This window comes from Pontibacter sp. 13R65 (genome assembly GCF_047525655.1).
Classification (GTDB): Bacteria; Bacteroidota; Bacteroidia; order Cytophagales; family Hymenobacteraceae; genus Pontibacter.
In genome coordinates this window covers 145,603-160,864 of the sequence record NZ_JBLIQL010000003.1, presented here as the reverse complement: position 1 = coordinate 160,864, position 15,262 = coordinate 145,603, and the positions used below count along the sequence as shown (strand labels likewise).

The 15,262-nt window shown below is 46.0% G+C and carries 11 protein-coding genes; 8 read left to right on the top strand and 3 right to left on the bottom strand.

Going from position 1 to position 15,262, the window contains the following annotated elements; genetic code table 11:
* Nucleotides 1–48 precede the first annotated feature (48 nt).
* Nucleotides 49–3,345 carry an amidohydrolase family protein gene (locus ACMA1I_RS05140; RefSeq protein WP_337067220.1) on the bottom strand — a complete coding sequence of 1,099 codons (3,297 nt, stop codon included), beginning with the start codon at nucleotides 3,343–3,345 and terminating at the stop codon, nucleotides 49–51.
* A gap of 1,049 nt (nucleotides 3,346–4,394) precedes the next feature.
* On the opposite strand from ACMA1I_RS05140, the gene ACMA1I_RS05135 reads away from it, so the two are divergent.
* Nucleotides 4,395–4,550 carry a hypothetical protein gene (locus tag ACMA1I_RS05135; RefSeq protein ID WP_337067219.1) on the top strand — a complete coding sequence of 52 codons (156 nt, stop codon included), beginning with the start codon at nucleotides 4,395–4,397 and terminating at the stop codon, nucleotides 4,548–4,550.
* A 133-nt stretch (nucleotides 4,551–4,683) separates the two neighbouring features.
* Nucleotides 4,684–5,049, top strand: coding sequence for a hypothetical protein (locus tag ACMA1I_RS05130; RefSeq protein WP_337067218.1), 366 nt, complete (start codon nucleotides 4,684–4,686; stop codon nucleotides 5,047–5,049).
* Nucleotides 5,050–5,339: 290 nt separating this feature from the next.
* Here ACMA1I_RS05130 and ACMA1I_RS05125 read toward each other — a convergent pair whose 3' ends face one another.
* On the bottom strand, nucleotides 5,340–6,599 hold the full coding sequence (locus tag ACMA1I_RS05125) for a T9SS type A sorting domain-containing protein (RefSeq protein ID WP_337067217.1): 1,260 nt from the start codon (nucleotides 6,597–6,599) through the stop codon (nucleotides 5,340–5,342).
* A 365-nt stretch (nucleotides 6,600–6,964) separates the two neighbouring features.
* Nucleotides 6,965–7,507: a hypothetical protein gene (locus ACMA1I_RS05120; RefSeq protein WP_337067216.1), complete on the bottom strand. Its 543-nt coding sequence runs from the start codon at nucleotides 7,505–7,507 to the stop codon at nucleotides 6,965–6,967.
* A gap of 538 nt (nucleotides 7,508–8,045) precedes the next feature.
* On the opposite strand from ACMA1I_RS05120, the gene ACMA1I_RS05115 reads away from it, so the two are divergent.
* The 6 genes from ACMA1I_RS05115 to ACMA1I_RS05090 all read left to right on the top strand — a co-directional run bounded on the left by ACMA1I_RS05115 (nucleotide 8,046) and on the right by ACMA1I_RS05090 (nucleotide 15,219).
* Nucleotides 8,046–8,327 carry an ATP-dependent Clp protease adaptor ClpS gene (locus tag ACMA1I_RS05115; RefSeq protein ID WP_147920606.1) on the top strand — a complete coding sequence of 94 codons (282 nt, stop codon included), beginning with the start codon at nucleotides 8,046–8,048 and terminating at the stop codon, nucleotides 8,325–8,327.
* 15 nt (nucleotides 8,328–8,342) lie between these two features.
* Complete coding sequence (recR, locus tag ACMA1I_RS05110) at nucleotides 8,343–8,951, top strand: recombination mediator RecR (protein ID WP_337067215.1); 609 nt, start codon at nucleotides 8,343–8,345, stop codon at nucleotides 8,949–8,951.
* 381 nt (nucleotides 8,952–9,332) lie between these two features.
* Nucleotides 9,333–10,547, top strand: a complete 1,215-nt coding sequence (locus ACMA1I_RS05105; protein WP_337067214.1) for a pyridoxal phosphate-dependent aminotransferase — start codon at nucleotides 9,333–9,335, stop codon at nucleotides 10,545–10,547.
* A complete protein-coding gene (locus tag ACMA1I_RS05100; RefSeq protein WP_337067213.1) occupies nucleotides 10,548–11,567 on the top strand; it encodes a bifunctional ADP-heptose synthase in 1,020 nt (339 codons plus the stop codon).
* The gene (locus tag ACMA1I_RS05095; RefSeq protein ID WP_337067212.1) at nucleotides 11,548–13,347 is read left to right on the top strand and encodes a TrkH family potassium uptake protein; all 1,800 of its coding nucleotides are present in this window, start codon (nucleotides 11,548–11,550) and stop codon (nucleotides 13,345–13,347) included. The genes ACMA1I_RS05100 and ACMA1I_RS05095 overlap by 20 nt, the downstream gene beginning before the upstream one ends.
* 72 nt (nucleotides 13,348–13,419) lie before the next feature.
* Nucleotides 13,420–15,219, top strand: coding sequence for a TrkH family potassium uptake protein (locus tag ACMA1I_RS05090; protein WP_337067211.1), 1,800 nt, complete (start codon nucleotides 13,420–13,422; stop codon nucleotides 15,217–15,219).
* Nucleotides 15,220–15,262: the final 43 nt, after the last annotated feature.

Genomic DNA, 15,262 nt, shown 5'->3' with positions numbered 1-15,262 from the left:
GCCACCTCTGCACAAGCGGAGGTGGCTTTTTTAGTAGAATTGTTGTGTTTAGTGGCGGCAGGAGCATTGCTCTCCGGCGATGCCAATTACGTGAGAATCGGTGCCTTCGTGCCAGCCGAAGGGGCTAGCGTAGCGGCTGTTTTCCCAGTAGAATTTGCCTGGCTTACGGTCGTAGTTGCCAATTTCGGTCATGGTGGCGGCATCGTAGAGGCGGCCGTTTACCATGGTGTAGCGAACATGCTCTGTGTTCTGGATGTTTTCGAGCGGGTTCTGGTCCAGCACAATCAGGTCAGCGAGTTTACCAACCTCCAGTGAGCCAATTTCTTTGCTCATGCCGATGTACTCTGCTCCGTTAAGGGTAGCGGCGCGGATGGCTTCCAGGTTGCTCATACCACCTTGCTGCAGCATCCAAAGCTCCCAGTGTGCTCCCAAGCCTTGTAACTGGCCGTGTGCACCCAGGTTAACTTTCACGCCAGCGTCGGTTAACTTTTTGCAGGCTTCCGATACTTTAATATAACCATTCTCGTACTCCTCGTCTGGCACCTGTGTTACGTGGCGCGAGCGGCTGTCTATTATGGAGCGCGGCGTAAACTTCAGCAGGCGTTCCTTCTCCCATACATTGGTTTTCTGGTACCAGTAGTATTCTCCGTTTACGGCACCGTAATTTACGATCAGGGTAGGGGTGTAGCCGGTGCTGCTGGCTCGCCAAAGTTCCACCACATCTTTATAAAGCGGCGCTATGGGTATGTTGTGTTCTATACCACTGTGGCCATCCAGAATCATGCTCATGTTGTGGAAAAAGGTAGAGCCTCCTTCGGGCACAACGGTCATGTCTAGTTCGCGGGCTGCCTGAATGACTTGTTGGCGCTGTTCGCGGCGTGGCTGGTTGTAGCTTTTTACAGAGAAACCACCTAGCGCTTTAATACGGCGCAGGTGAGATCGGGCATCATCGAGATTATTTACTACGGCCTTAAAATTGCCATCGGCTCCATAAAGCACGGTACCTGTAGAGTAAATACGTGGACCCACCATAGTGCCGGCTTTTACAGCCTCCGACTGGCTAAACACCATTTCGCTGGTAGAAGACGGGTCGTGGGTGGTGGTAACGCCGTAGGCCAGGTTGGCATAATATGCCCACTGCTTTTGCGGACTCATGCCCAAACGGAAGGTACCCATGTGTGCATGAACATCTACTATACCCGGCATAATCGTTTTGCCGCTTGCGTCTATTACTTTGGCTCCGGCCGGTACCTGCACATTAGCGCCTATGCCTATAATGCGGTTACCATCTACTACCACAGTGCCACGCTCAATTACTTCGTCGCCTTTCATGGTAATAATGCGGGCGTTTGTAAAGGCAACTTTGCCTTGCGGAATATCGGTATTTAAAACCAGCCCTATTTTGGTGCCTGTTGTATCAATGGCTGGGAGTTTGTCTGGTGCACCTTCAACAAACTTGAAACGATTTTTAAGGTCATTCGAAAAGTATTCATCGCCGGTAACCCAGTTTACTTTTTTACTGTCGGCAGACCAGTGGATACTGGTGCCCAGGTCACGGGTAAAGCGAGAGACAGGTATGGACTTGGTTTCGGCGCTCAGATCTAGGGCGCCAGCGTTTGGTGTAAAAGGTGCTACAAAGCCATTGAACAATTCAACAAAGGCAATCCATTTGTTATCGGGGCTTGGGTAAAATTCGGTGGCGTATTTAGAGGTATAATGCGTTTGCTCCTGAGTTCCTTGTAGGCTGATGCTCTGGAAGGTAGTGTTGCCATCTTTGCTTCCTGTAAAGAAAACACGGTCGGAGGTAGTGTTAAACTGCGGAGAACTTCCTTGTTCAGTTAGTTTCACAGGCGTTCCTCCGTTAGCAGGCATATAATAGATGCCGGCTTCTTTGCCAAAGGCATGCCCAAGGTGGTTGTTGCCGCTCTCCCGCGTGTACACTATCAGCTTGCCGTTAGGCGAAAAAGAAGCATTGGTATAATAGCCTTTTTCTGACGTAAGCTTAGTTGGCTTCGGGTTCTTTTTGCTGATATCCATTTTGTGCAGCGCACCCAGGTTTTCATCGCTCCAGGTAGCATATACTATTGTCTTGCCATCAGGAGCAAAAGCTGGGTAGAACTCAAAGTCCTGGCCACTGGTAATACGCTCCGGCTTTCCGTTAGGAAGCGACTTTTTATAGAGGTGTCCGGCAGCATTAAATACCAGTGTTTTGCCATCGGGCGAAGTGGTGGCATGGCGAATAGCTTTGGCTGTAAACTGGCTTGGAGAGAGACCTGCTTTGCTGTGGTCGTGGCGAACAGCTTCAGCTATGGCATGCGTGGCAGTTGCCTCAAACGGAATAACAGACGTGTTATAAGTGGCTACGTCTACTTTATTTATCTTTCCGTTGGCCCAGAAAATAATGCTTTTATTATCTGGTGTCCAAGCAAAGTTCGGGTATACGCCAAAAATAGCCCATGCTTCCTGCTGGTCGTGGCTCAGGTTGTCGTACACCGGCCACTCTTCCCCGGTTTTAAGGTCATGCAGAAACAGCACCGATTTAGTGCGTACCCGGCGTACAAAAGCCAGATGTTTTCCGTCCGGCGATACCACAGGGCGTGCAGCACCTCCCGCTCCGCCAGTTATATTTTTAATCTCTCCTGTGTTACGGTCTACACGGCGAACTACGTAGATTTGAGAATTAGGGTCTTTGTTGTACTGAAACGTAGAGCCGCCGCTCATGTCTTCGGAGAAGTACACGTACTTTCCATCCGGCGACACCCAAGGCTCACCTACATCCTGCTGGTCGTTCTTGCGCTTGGTAAGCTGCACGCCACCTCCGCCTGCCCGGTGGAACATCCACATTTCGCCGGCACCCAAAGAGCGGGTAGCGGTAAAGTGCTTGCGGGCAACCAGGTATTCACTATCGGGTGTCCAGGTAGCGTTGTTGAGCAGCCTGAAATTCTCGTTTGTTACCTGCTGGGGATTGGAGCCATCGCGGTTCACAATCCATATATTGTCGCCGCCTGCTCGGTCAGATGTAAAAGAAATATATTTGCCGTTGGGGCTGAAGCGCGGCTGCACTTCATAAGCAGGTCCGCCTGAGAGCAGTTTAGCTTTGCCGCCTGTAACAGGCATTATGTAAAGGTCTCCTAATAAGTCAAAAACAATTTCCTTTCCGTCCGGACTAATGTCCAGGTTCATCCAGGTTCCTTCGTCTGTGGTGATGGTTATTTGTTTTTGGGGGCCGTGGGCTGCATCCACTTTCCATTTAGAGTCTTCTTTCTTCTCCTGGGCAAGGGCTGCCCCAGCTGGTAAAGCCAGAGCAGCCGCCAGAAACAAACTTAAAAAAGTGTGTTTAGACATTTGTAAGATGTAGATGTGGTTTTTTCCAGAGCCCAAAGATATAAAAGTTTTCGGTTTTTTAGTGGGTTGAAACTTTAAGATCTGAAATTACCCCTGTTTTTTTAGGGGTAATTTCTCATTGCATGATGGTAATGCAGCGAGATAGCCGGTATTATAGAACAAGTGTTCTTTAGACAGAGGCCAAATGAACCCCTATGAGGGTAAATGAAAATAATTTTTAAATAGCTGCTAAAGGCTTGTTTGAATATGAATTTTTAGTGGTTATTAGTATCAATTTAATTAGGGTTTATTTAAAAGTTTGCAATTTTTGCAATTCTGTTTTGCCGTCGACCTTACTAAGTTTTAAAGGTAATTGGAGTCTCTGAAGCTTATTCCGGTAATGGATCTGCTGCATGAATTGGCTATCAATCTAGCTTGTACTCCAAGAATGAAATTTGCGTGCAATTTTTTTAAGGTGAACCTTATTGAAGAGAATATTAGACGGGCAGTGGCAGTGAAAAAGCTTTTATAACAACTCTTAAGATGGTTAAGAAGAAAGTCGTAAGTCCAGGTGTTTTAATATAATATTTAAAATGTTTTATAAACGAATAACATAATTGTTATATTAAGACAATAAACTATTATATTTAGCTGTTGTTAAAGCCTGACCTGATGAGCTGTGAAACAATTACTTAAACCTTTTATTCTATTGCCGCTGATCCTGCTGCTTTTGTTAAGTTGCAGGAAAAAGGATATGTCGCCATTGAGCAGCTTCTACCCTCCACACAAACGGGGAAACATTAGTTAACAGGAGGGCCTTTGTGTCAAGGTTTGAAAAGATGAGGGGCCCAGATATAAAAGTGAGCTCGCCTACTCCAATTTACCTCCTGTGCAAGAACATTTCTTTAGTGTATCTGCCAGCTTGCGAATGAGGGATGGCATAGAAAGTGTGCCCATAAGTGCCAATATGTTAGCTGTTGAGGTCGGTAAAACTTATGTGCTTAAAAAATGGGGTGAGGAGAGGGAAGCCTTTAGGGGCTATGCAACTATAACAGGAGGAGGTAATATTCATGAGTTTACCACGAGTGGCATTTACCAGGGCGAGCTGCACATCACCAGGCAAAATCATTTTTATTCCCGGCACCTTTTGGTTCGATGCCGTGGATGACCAGGGCGAAAAGGTGGAGGTGCGGGAGAGTCGCTTCGATGTTGACTTGAAGAGATGAAATTCTCCATTTTCTTTTATAGTTGAAATTCCTAATAGCTTATAAACCCCTGTTACAAAAAATGTCATATTGTTTATATCTGCCAGTTTAGGTGTTGGCGCTAATCTTACATCTTATGCTAAAACAATTACTCATGAAAACTACAAGCCATTTGATACTGCTATTGCTGGTAATTGCCGCTATAGGTTGTGCTAACGATGATTTTGACCTGACGCAAATGAAAAACTGTGAGGAATCTACAGTAGAACAATCAGGTTGGTTCCAGTTGCTGATAAAGGATGGAGGAGACTGCAAGCTCTATGCGGGGGCAAAAATTTATTCTTATCAAGCTGAAAAAGAAACTTTGTACTACTTAACCAATCCTGCCTCTTCTGTAGGCGCTTGCAACGAAGCTGTCTATAATTGCTCCGGAACTCTGGTTTCCAAAGCATGGAGCCCAGCGCAATGGTCTGAGCTCAGAAGCAGAGTGAGTGAAATGTCGCAGATATGGGAAAAGTAATAGGTTCAGAGTCTTCAGAATTTATTCTTTTTACTTCTGATATAAAGTTTGCAGCGTAGGCTTGAACTAGCTTAGTTTCTAATGGTGCAAGGGACCCTGATGCGCCCGGTTTGTGGCAGCCAATAAAAAGACTTTATCGCATATTTGCCGATATAGTTGCTTTTCAACGCCGAATGTAAGCATCTTTTACACCCCTGCAGAGGTTCCTAATCAATCTCAAAAGCATAAGGTAGCTGATAACTCAGCGGCTGGTTCCGGTTGTGGAACAATGCCAGAGTTGAGCTGATAATTTACTTCTTTACTAACTTTTCTGTAGTAGTTCCATTTTTGTTTTTTATACGCATTACATAAATTCCTTGCGGTAACATCCGAATATCCAAAGATGTCTCTGGAGAACGTAATTTTTGGTTGGAAAGTAAAGCACCTTCTAAATTGTAGATGGAAACATCTGAGCCTAAGTGGTCGCCTATTATTTTAACGAAATCAATAGCAGGATTTGGATACACTATTTTATCACTTTTATCTGTAAAAGCTGGTGCAGAAGATAATGGTCGGTTATATAAAACAAATAAACCATGATAATTTTTAGTAACCCAAATTTTACCATTCTCATCTGCCCTTATTGAATTAAATCCGAAGCCAGGACCACCACCTGCTCCAGGTGGTCTGAATAAATGCCAATTATCATCCCCTTGAAAAATAAAAGTGCCATCAGCTGTGCCAAGCCATACTTTACCATCATTATTAACAGTTACGCAAGTAAGATCACTAAAAGGTAATTCCTTCCCAACTTCATATGTAGTCCAAGAGCTTCCATTGTAACGACGTAATTTATAAGATGATACTGCCCAAATAATGCCATTGTCATCTATTGTTAAATCACGAAAATTATTATCTACTGAGTATTCATCTGTTGAGTTTTCATCAAAAGTATGTTGAACCCAGCTTAGCCCATCAAAGTGAAGTAGACCTTTAGAAGCTCTAATCCAGAATCCACCTTTTTTGTCTAGCTTAAATTTACCTTCAACATTATTTGGCATAGTAATATAATCGCGCCAGAAGGTACCATCGTAGCGAACAATTCTGTTGTCATACGTCTGAAACCATAGAACCCCATCTTTATCCATCTGTATAGTAATTACATTAGCAGGATTAGCATATTCTGAAAAATCTTCATCCCTGACAATTTTTAGATCATCATTATAATTCTTCCAGGTAGTGCCATCAAAGCTAAAAGCACCTGCACTCGTTGCAAACCACCGTACACCTGTTTTATCTATTAAAATGTCATTAGTGTGATAGTGCCTGCCTCCATAGTCATAAGCTCCCCAAGAACTACCATTCCAGAAATAAAGTGCGGCTCCTCTTGGTCTGAGATCGCGAGTCATGCCTACCCAAAGTGTGCCTTCATGATCTACTGCAGATGATGCTACTCCGTTAAAAGGAGTATCTATTCTTTCCCATACTCGGTCTTGAGCATTTGCCGTTTCTCCGGATATAAGTAGGAGTACTAGGAGTGCGATTGTTAATAAGGATATGTTGAGGTTCATAGCTTATATTGATTTTTAGAAGGCTTTGAAACAAATATAAGAAGGCACTTTTGATGGAATTATCTTATTAAAGGCAATGTCTCAAAAAATTCAACTAGTCGTGCACTCTTATAATTTACTCTTTTGGCGAAAAGCGCAGCAGGTGGTTAACATAGTTGTTAAGATTAACTTTATATGTTTTTAAAGCTTATACCTTTTGTGAATTTTAGGAAATAGAAAATTTATGCCATTAAGTACTTAATTTATTAATCAAGTAAAATTAGAAAAAAATTGGATTTTGTATATAATTATCTATAAAATATTTTGAAGCAATAAATCTTCAAATTAATAGCCAATCTTGTAGTACTTATAGTAAAGAATTTCCCTCACTTATTCATCTCCCAAGGCAGCTGAAAACTCAGCGGCTGGTTCCGGTTGTGGATCTGCTGCAGAAAGTGGTCTACTTCCGGTTTGTACTCCAGGTGGTAATCTTCGTGCAGGTTTTTTCGGATGAGCTGCGTTGTTTTGAGCAGCAGACGCGCTGTAGCCGTAAAAAAGCTTTTGTAGTAGCCCTCAAAGTGGCTGGTGTAATGCTCGAAAATAAGGCGAAGGGTGTGCAGGTGCAGGTCTACCTCTCCTTTGGGATCTTTGGTAATGCGCTTAAAACGGGCAATCTCCTTCACTGCTTTTCGCAAAGCTTTGTTGCGGGCTTTGCTCATGTTGCGGCCGCTAGCGTTGTGCAGCAATTCCGTTATGGTCTCGGCCGATTGATTGTAAACCTCCTGCAATGTTACTTCTTCTACAAGCTCATAGCTTAGTATATCGTAAAGTTCGGCATCGCGACGAGCCGCCTTCAGGATAACGGCTTCTTTTTCTTTGTCGCTTAATTGGCGCACGGCCTGACGTAAGGCAGGGGAGATGGCAGGCATAATTCAAAAATTATTAACGTTCGAGTTCTCAGCAAGTACGCTGAAACAATAGCTGTAGGTTCAGGAGCCAGCTAGTTGCACCCCACCCTAGGCCAAAATTAAGTAAATATACCTCCGGAAGGTCAATTTCATTAGCATAATTTAAATCTGTGCGGTATTAGGTGAACATGGAAATTGGGAGGCTGGTAGAAGCAGAACTTCTATTGGACCAGTTGTTTAGTTGCTCTATATCCAGCACTTTTATTTAGAATATCACCGATCTGGACCCTTTTAATGTGTGTGCCTTTTTTACTCTGGAAGGCTATTTTTATTAGCATAATTAGCGGCAGGGCTAAAGTTGATTCCCAACGAAAACAGCTTTAAATAGCTTTTACTTCTGACCAGCCGTATAGAGAGGGATAATATTAACCATTGTGGAATTTAACCTGGTTTGAATTTGTTTTATGGAACGCTCATTATCAATAGAATACATTTAATCTATTGAATAAGTATTGAGCACGGGCTTCATAAAATTTAAAATTTTTCATAAATTCGTGTCATGAATATAGGAACAGAAATTTTACATCAGGAAGATGTAGCAGTTTTGGAAGAAACTACTGATTTCCGGAACCTGGTTGTTTACAACGATGATGTAAATACCTTTGATCATGTGATCGAAACGCTGATCAGAGTTTGCGGCCATGATGCGGAACAGGCAGAGCAGTGCACCTTGCTGATTCATTATAAAGGGAAATGCACGGTAAAGGTGGGGGCTTACGAAGAACTGGAAGGTATGTGCACAGCCTTACACGACAAAGATCTTTCAGCTAACATCGAATAACAGGACGGAGGTTGAATGAATTTTCCGTCTAAGCTTATAGAAGGCGCTGTTGAGGAGTTGGCAAAGCTGCCGGGTGTTGGTCGCAAAACTGCTTTGCGGCTTGCGCTGCACCTATTAAAAGAAGAATCTGAAGAAACCTTTCAGCTGGCCGAGGCACTTGTAAAAATGCGTGCCGAAATCAAGCACTGCCAGCAATGCCATAATATTTCTGACACTGACATTTGCAGTATCTGCGCTAATCCGCTTCGCGATCGCAGCCTGCTTTGTGTTGTAAGCGATATTCGCGATGTTATTGCCATCGAAAACACGGCTCAGTATAAAGGCTTGTACCACGTGCTGGGTGGAGTTATTTCACCTATCGAGGGCATTGGGCCTTCCGACCTGCACATAGAGTCGCTGTTGGAACGCTTGCCTAAATCGGAGGTAAAAGAAATAGTGCTGGCCATAAGCCCGACCATGGAAGGCGACACCACCGGCTTCTACCTCACTCGCAAACTCCGCGATGCCAATGTGCGCATCACCACCATCGCCAGGGGAGTTCCTGTAGGAGGAGAACTGGAGTACACCGACGAGATTACGCTTGGCCGTAGCATTGTAGAAAGAACCAACTACGGAAAGGTATAAAAAGAAATTGATAATTAACAAAAAGAGATACTGCCCGTCGCAGTATCTCTTTTTGTTTGAAGGTGATGCGCCTGCACATGCAAGCTTTAGTTGGGCAAGTCATCACAAAACAGCAAAGCACCTTCTCCTCCTGGTTCAAAAACAATTCGATCCGACGGCAATTTTGCATTGCTATATCAGGTAGCTGAAAATATTCAAAGTAGAAGCTTTAGAGGGGCTGCATTCAAATTTTTTCAAGTTTTCGTGTTTTTCTTTTTAAAATCCATTGCTTATTCACAATTTACCCGCTTAAATGAAAAGGCTTTCCTAAGTAAGGGCGTTTGCCATGTTGGGAAGTCTGTTTTAGAATAAGTAACTTTGGCTTAAATAAATTTTAACCTTATGTATCAGACAGAAGAGGTGAATATTGTACTATCAGACAGAATTAACGCATTAGCGGAGTCTCAGACAATCGCTATGGCAAAAAAAGGCCGTGAGCTGGCTGCTCAGGGCTTCGATGTGATAAACCTGAGCTTTGGAGAGCCTGATTTCCAGACCCCACAGTATATCAAGGACGCTGCCAAAAAGGCCATCGACGATGGTTTTACTTTCTATACGCCAGTGCCCGGCTATCCTGAGCTGCGTCAGGCGATTGTAGACAAGTTCAAGCGCGACAACAACCTCGACTACAAACCAGAGAACATTGTGGTTTCTACTGGTGCCAAGCAGTCTATCGCAAACGTGGTGATGTGCCTGGTAAACCCTGGTGATGAGGTTATTATATTCTCACCTTATTGGGTGTCTTACGAAGAAGTGGTAAAGCTTTCGGAAGGCGTTTCTGTGCCGATCATGGGCACGCTCGAAAATGACTTCAAAGTTACAGCCGAGCAGCTGGAGCAGGCAATCACCTCTAACACCAAGCTAGTTATGTTCTCATCGCCATGTAACCCAACGGGTTCAGTGTTCGATGCAGCAGAACTGGAAGCTATTGCCAGGGTACTGGAGAAGCATCCGCAGGTGTATATTATGGCTGATGAAATTTACGAATACATTAACTTTGGCGCAAAGCATGCCAGCATTGCCAGCTTCGACTTTATTAAGGACCGTGTAATTACGGTAAACGGCTTTTCTAAAGGATATGCCATGACCGGCTGGCGTGTAGGGTACATTGCTGCCCACAAAGAGATTGCCACCGCTTGCGACAAAATACAAAGCCAGATGACATCGGGCACTTGCTCCATCGCCCAGAAAGCTGCTTATGCTGCCCTGCAAGGTGGTAAGTCAGCCGCTGAGGAAATGTCTGCTGTGTATCTTCGTCGCCGCGACCTGGTGCTGGACCTGATGAAGGATATCCCAGGCTTTGCGACCAACGTGCCCAATGGTGCTTTCTACCTGTTCCCGGATGTGAGCTACTACTTCGGAAAAAGCGTAGATGGCAAAGAAATAAAAGATTCTTTTGACCTGAGCATGTACCTGCTGACCGATGCCCATGTGGCCCTGGTAAGTGGCGATGCTTTTGGCGCTCCACAATGTATCCGCTTCTCTTATGCCACTTCCGACGAAAAACTCGTTGAAGCCATGGAGCGCATCAAGAAAAGTCTGGCAAAACTTCAATAGATGAATGAAATAAATTCTCTGGAGGCTATATCCGAAGCATTTAACAGACTTACTGTACTGATCGTAGGCGATGTCATGATCGATTCGTATCTGTGGGGTAAGTCTACTCGGATATCTCCTGAGGCTCCGGTGCCCATTGTAAACGTGGTAAAACGCGAGAAACGATTGGGCGGAGCCGCCAATGTGGCCCTTAATGTGCAGGCATTAGGGGCCACTCCTTTACTATGCTCTGTTGTAGGAGACGATTCCGATGGTGCCGACTTTCTGCGGTTAATGGAGGAACGCAACCTATCGGTGGCAGGTGTTGTGCAAAGTCCCGAACGCATTACTACCATTAAACACAGGATCATAGCCTCTGGCCAACAGTTACTTCGGGTAGATTCCGAGATAGAAACAAACCTGACAGAGTACGAAGAACGTTTTCTGGAAGAACGCTACCTCCGGTTGCTCAATCAGGCGCATGTGGTCATTTTCGAGGATTACGACAAAGGCATTTTTTCAGCTCAGAATATCCAAACCTTTATTCGGCTGGCAAAAGAGCAGGGGGTGCCTACGGTGGTTGACCCAAAAAAGAAAAATTTTCTGAGCTATATAGGGTGCGGGCTTTTTAAGCCAAACCTGAAAGAACTGAAAGAGGGGCTGGGAACTGATTTTTCTGATGAGAATCACATAGCCTTTGAGAAGGCTGTGGTTACTCTGCAGGAGCGCCTGGAAGTGGAGAACGTGCTTGTTACGCTGTCTGAGCGGGGCGTGTTTGTAGCAGAAGGAGAAGAGAAGACCTACCTGGCTGCTCATCGGAGAGATATTTCCGATGTTTCGGGTGCAGGCGATACTGTTATTAGTATTGCCGCTTTGTGCATGGCGCTGCAAACGTCTATGCCATTTTTGGCCGGCCTGAGCAATTTAGGCGGTGGTCTTGTTTGTGAGCAGGTTGGAGTAGTACCGGTAGATAAAGCACGGTTATTTGAGGAGGCAAAGCAAATAAGGCTATTCGAGGTGCATGAGTACAGAAACGCTTAACAGCTATTTATACGACAGCAAGCTGAAGGCCTACGCCCTGATGCGGCGTACGACCTATGTGCTGACCACGCTCTCCATAGCCTTGCTCATCTACGCCCACGGGGTGGTAGAGAGTCCGGTGGAGCTGCAGGTGCTGTACTACGCCATCGACGCCATCCTGGCGGTGTTCGTGGTGATCTACCTCCTGCGGATTCTCTACAACTTTGAGCGGGTCCGCTTTTTGCGGCGCACCTGGTTCGAGGGGCTGCTGATGGGGGTGATCCTGGTTAACCAGGTGGGCACTTACCTGCTGGACCTCCCCGTGGTATACATCCTGTTTGAGCGGGTGGGCATCCCGCTCTCGGTGGAGCTCTACCGCATCGCTATCTCCCTTTACATGCTGGTGCTGCTGCTCATCGAGCTCTTCGAAACCAGAATCTACCATAAAACACTTCAGCTAAAGCCTACTATCACCTTTATTCTGAGCTTTGTTTTGCTCATAATTACAGGATCTTGCCTCTTCATGCTGCCTAAGATGACTAACGCACCGGAAGGCATGCGCTTTGTTGATGCTCTTTTTATGGCAACAAGTGCCTCCTGTATTACCGGCCTGGCTGTGGTAGACCCTGGCACCTACTTTACCTTTGCCGGGCAGGTGGTGCTCTTAATGCTGGTGCAGCTGGGGGGCTTGGGCATTCTTACCTTTGCCACCTTTTTTGCTTCGCTTATGCGGCAGGGGTTGGGTATAAAGCAGCACGTGGCCATGCACAGTCTTATGGAAGGTGAAACGCTTTTTTCAACCAAAGGACTGTTGCGCAAGCTCATCATTCTCACGCTCACCATCGAAGCTATTGGAGCTATTGTCATATTCAACTCCTGGAGCTCCGAGGCGCAGTTCACAAACCTGGGTACCAAAATATTTTACTCTGTCTTTCATGCGATTTCTGCTTTTTGCAATGCAGGGTTCTCGCTTTACCCGGAGGGGCTGTATTCTGCGCCAGTACAAAAATCGTACGTGCTGCACATGATAGTTGCAATCCTGATTTTGTTTGGAGGAATTGGATTTCCAACGATCCTGGATGTGCTATCGCCAAAGGCCATGCGGCGGCGGATGGAGGCGTCTTGGCAGAACTGGAAGCTGCTTTCACGCATCACCATTTTTACTTCTGCCGCCTTACTACTTTTTGGAACAGTCTTTTTCTTTTTGCTGGAGTACTTTAATACCCTCTCTCACATGAGTTTTGTGGAGGCGCTTATTACTTCCTTTTTTCAGTCTGTCACCACCAGGTCCTCAGGCTTCAGTACGGTAGATATTTCGGCCTTGTCGGAGCCCACATTGCTCATTTTTATGATTCTGATGTTTATTGGTGCATCGCCGGGTTCTACAGGGGGAGGTATCAAAACAACTACTTTTCTGGTGGTACTGCTCTCGGTTCTCACCACTATTCGTGGCCGCGATAATCTGGAAGTGGGGCGGCGCACGATCCCGCACTCCGTATCCTATAAAGCCTTCTCTGTATTTACCTTTGCCGTGCTGATAGATATGAGCTTCATTTTTCTGCTTTCCATTACCGATGCGCAATACGATATTTTGCGGTTGGCGTTTGAGCAGGTATCGGCCTTTGCCACAACAGGGTTAAGCACTGGTATAACGGCTGGTCTGTCTGATCCTGGTAAGCTTCTTATCTCCATTTCGATGTTTACCGGAAGGGTTGGTACACTTACACTTGCACTGGCCCTCAGTACAAAAGTGAAATCAACCTCTTATAAATACCCGCCGACGCACCTGCCGGTTGGTTAAAATATTGAAGTATAGACGGAACAGGCAGAAATATTTAAAAGGTAATGCTAAGTACAGTTCTCTTTTACATGCATGAGTACAGAAACGCTTAACAGCTATTTATACGACAGCAAGCTGAAGGCCTACGCCCTGATGCGGCGTACGACCTATGTGCTGACCACGCTCTCCATAGCCTTGCTCATCTACGCCCACGGGGTGGTGGAGAGCCCAGTGGAGCTGCAGGTGCTGTACTACGCCATCGACGCCATCCTGGCGGTGTTCGTGGTGATCTACCTCCTGCGCATTCTCTACAACTTTGAGCGGGTCCGCTTTTTGCGGCGCACCTGGTTCGAGGGGCTGCTGATGGGGGTGATCCTGGTTAACCAGGTGGGCACCTACCTGCTGGGCTTCCCCGTGGTATACATCCTGTTTGAGCGCGTGGGCATCCCGCTCTCGGTGGAGCTCTACCGCATCGCCATCTCCCTTTACATGCTGGTGTTGCTGCTTATCGAGCTCTTCGAAACAAAGGTCCTTCACGAAACAGTGCGCCTTAAACCTAGCATAACCTTTATTTTTAGCTTTGTGCTGCTTATTCTAGGAGGTGCCTGCCTGCTCATGCTGCCTAAGATGACCAATGCGCCGGAAGGCATGCGCTTTGTTGATGCTCTTTTTATGGCTACCAGCGCCTCCTGCGTTACCGGCCTGGCTGTGGTAGACCCTGGCACCTACTTTACCTTTGCCGGGCAGGTGGTGCTCTTAATGCTGGTGCAGCTGGGGGGCTTGGGAATTCTTACCTTTGCCACCTTTTTTGCTTCGCTTATGCGGCAGGGGCTTGGGTTTAAACAGCACGTGGCCATGCACCAGCTCCTCGAAAGTGAAACGCTTTTTTCAACTAAAGGACTGCTACGCCAGCTTATCTTCCTTACTATAACCATAGAGGCAACAGGGGCGATGGTCATCTTTTTTACCTGGGGACCAGATGCTGAATTTACGAACCTGGGCACTAAGATTTTTTACTCCATTTTCCACTCTGTTTCTGCTTTTTGCAACGCAGGTTTTTCCCTTTACCCGGAGGGATTGTATTCAGCGCCGGTGCGGGTGGCTTACGTTCTGCACATTGTAGTTGCTATTCTTATTTTGTTTGGAGGAATTGGTTTTCCAACGATTTTGGATGTGCTATCGCCAAAGGCTATGCGCCGGCGGATGGATGTGCCTTGGCAGAACTGGAAGCTGCTTTCCCGCGTGACAATTTACACCTCTACGGTGCTGGTTGTGTTTGGAACAGTTTTTTTCTTTTTGCTGGAGTATTTCAACACGCTCTCGCACATGAGTTTTGTGGAGGCGCTTATTACCTCCTTCTTTCAGTCGGTGACTACGCGTACAGCTGGTTTCAATACTGTAGATATCTCTGCCTTGTCGGTGCCTACGCTGCTCGTGTTCCTGGTGCTGATGTTTATTGGCGCGTCGCCGGGTTCTACAGGGGGAGGTATCAAAACAACTACTTTTCTGGTGGTGCTGCTTTCCGTTATTACTACGATACGGGGGCGCGAAAACCTGGAAGTAGGCCACAGAACAATTCCGCACTCTGTAAGTTATAAAGCCTTTGCTGTGTTTACTTTCGCCGTGCTGATAGATATGAGCTTCATTTTTCTGCTTTCCATTACCGATGCGCAATACGATATTTTGCGGTTGGCATTTGAGCAGGTATCGGCCTTTGCCACAGTTGGGCTGAGTACTGGCATTACAGCTGGCCTTTCTGATCCCGGAAAGCTCATAATTGTTTTGTCGATGTTTATCGGTAGGGTGGGTACCTTAACTTTAGCACTAGCCCTCAGTACCAGAGCCAAATCCACCTCTTATAAATACCCACCCACCCACCTGCCTGTTGGCTAAAAAAGCTGCCCCCAAGCGAGGTTTAGTCCAGGCCTGGGGGCAG

Coding starts and splice junctions, on each gene's coding strand:
- ACMA1I_RS05140 (WP_337067220.1), bottom strand. CDS start 3,345: ATGTCTAAACACACTTTTTTAAGTTTGTTTCTGGCGGCTGCTCTGGCT.
- ACMA1I_RS05135 (WP_337067219.1), top strand. CDS start 4,395: ATGAGTTTACCACGAGTGGCATTTACCAGGGCGAGCTGCACATCACCA.
- ACMA1I_RS05130 (WP_337067218.1), top strand. CDS start 4,684: ATGAAAACTACAAGCCATTTGATACTGCTATTGCTGGTAATTGCCGCT.
- ACMA1I_RS05125 (WP_337067217.1), bottom strand. CDS start 6,599: ATGAACCTCAACATATCCTTATTAACAATCGCACTCCTAGTACTCCTA.
- ACMA1I_RS05120 (WP_337067216.1), bottom strand. CDS start 7,507: ATGCCTGCCATCTCCCCTGCCTTACGTCAGGCCGTGCGCCAATTAAGC.
- ACMA1I_RS05115 (WP_147920606.1), top strand. CDS start 8,046: ATGAATATAGGAACAGAAATTTTACATCAGGAAGATGTAGCAGTTTTG.
- recR (WP_337067215.1), top strand. CDS start 8,343: ATGAATTTTCCGTCTAAGCTTATAGAAGGCGCTGTTGAGGAGTTGGCA.
- ACMA1I_RS05105 (WP_337067214.1), top strand. CDS start 9,333: ATGTATCAGACAGAAGAGGTGAATATTGTACTATCAGACAGAATTAAC.
- ACMA1I_RS05100 (WP_337067213.1), top strand. CDS start 10,548: ATGAATGAAATAAATTCTCTGGAGGCTATATCCGAAGCATTTAACAGA.
- ACMA1I_RS05095 (WP_337067212.1), top strand. CDS start 11,548: ATGAGTACAGAAACGCTTAACAGCTATTTATACGACAGCAAGCTGAAG.
- ACMA1I_RS05090 (WP_337067211.1), top strand. CDS start 13,420: ATGAGTACAGAAACGCTTAACAGCTATTTATACGACAGCAAGCTGAAG.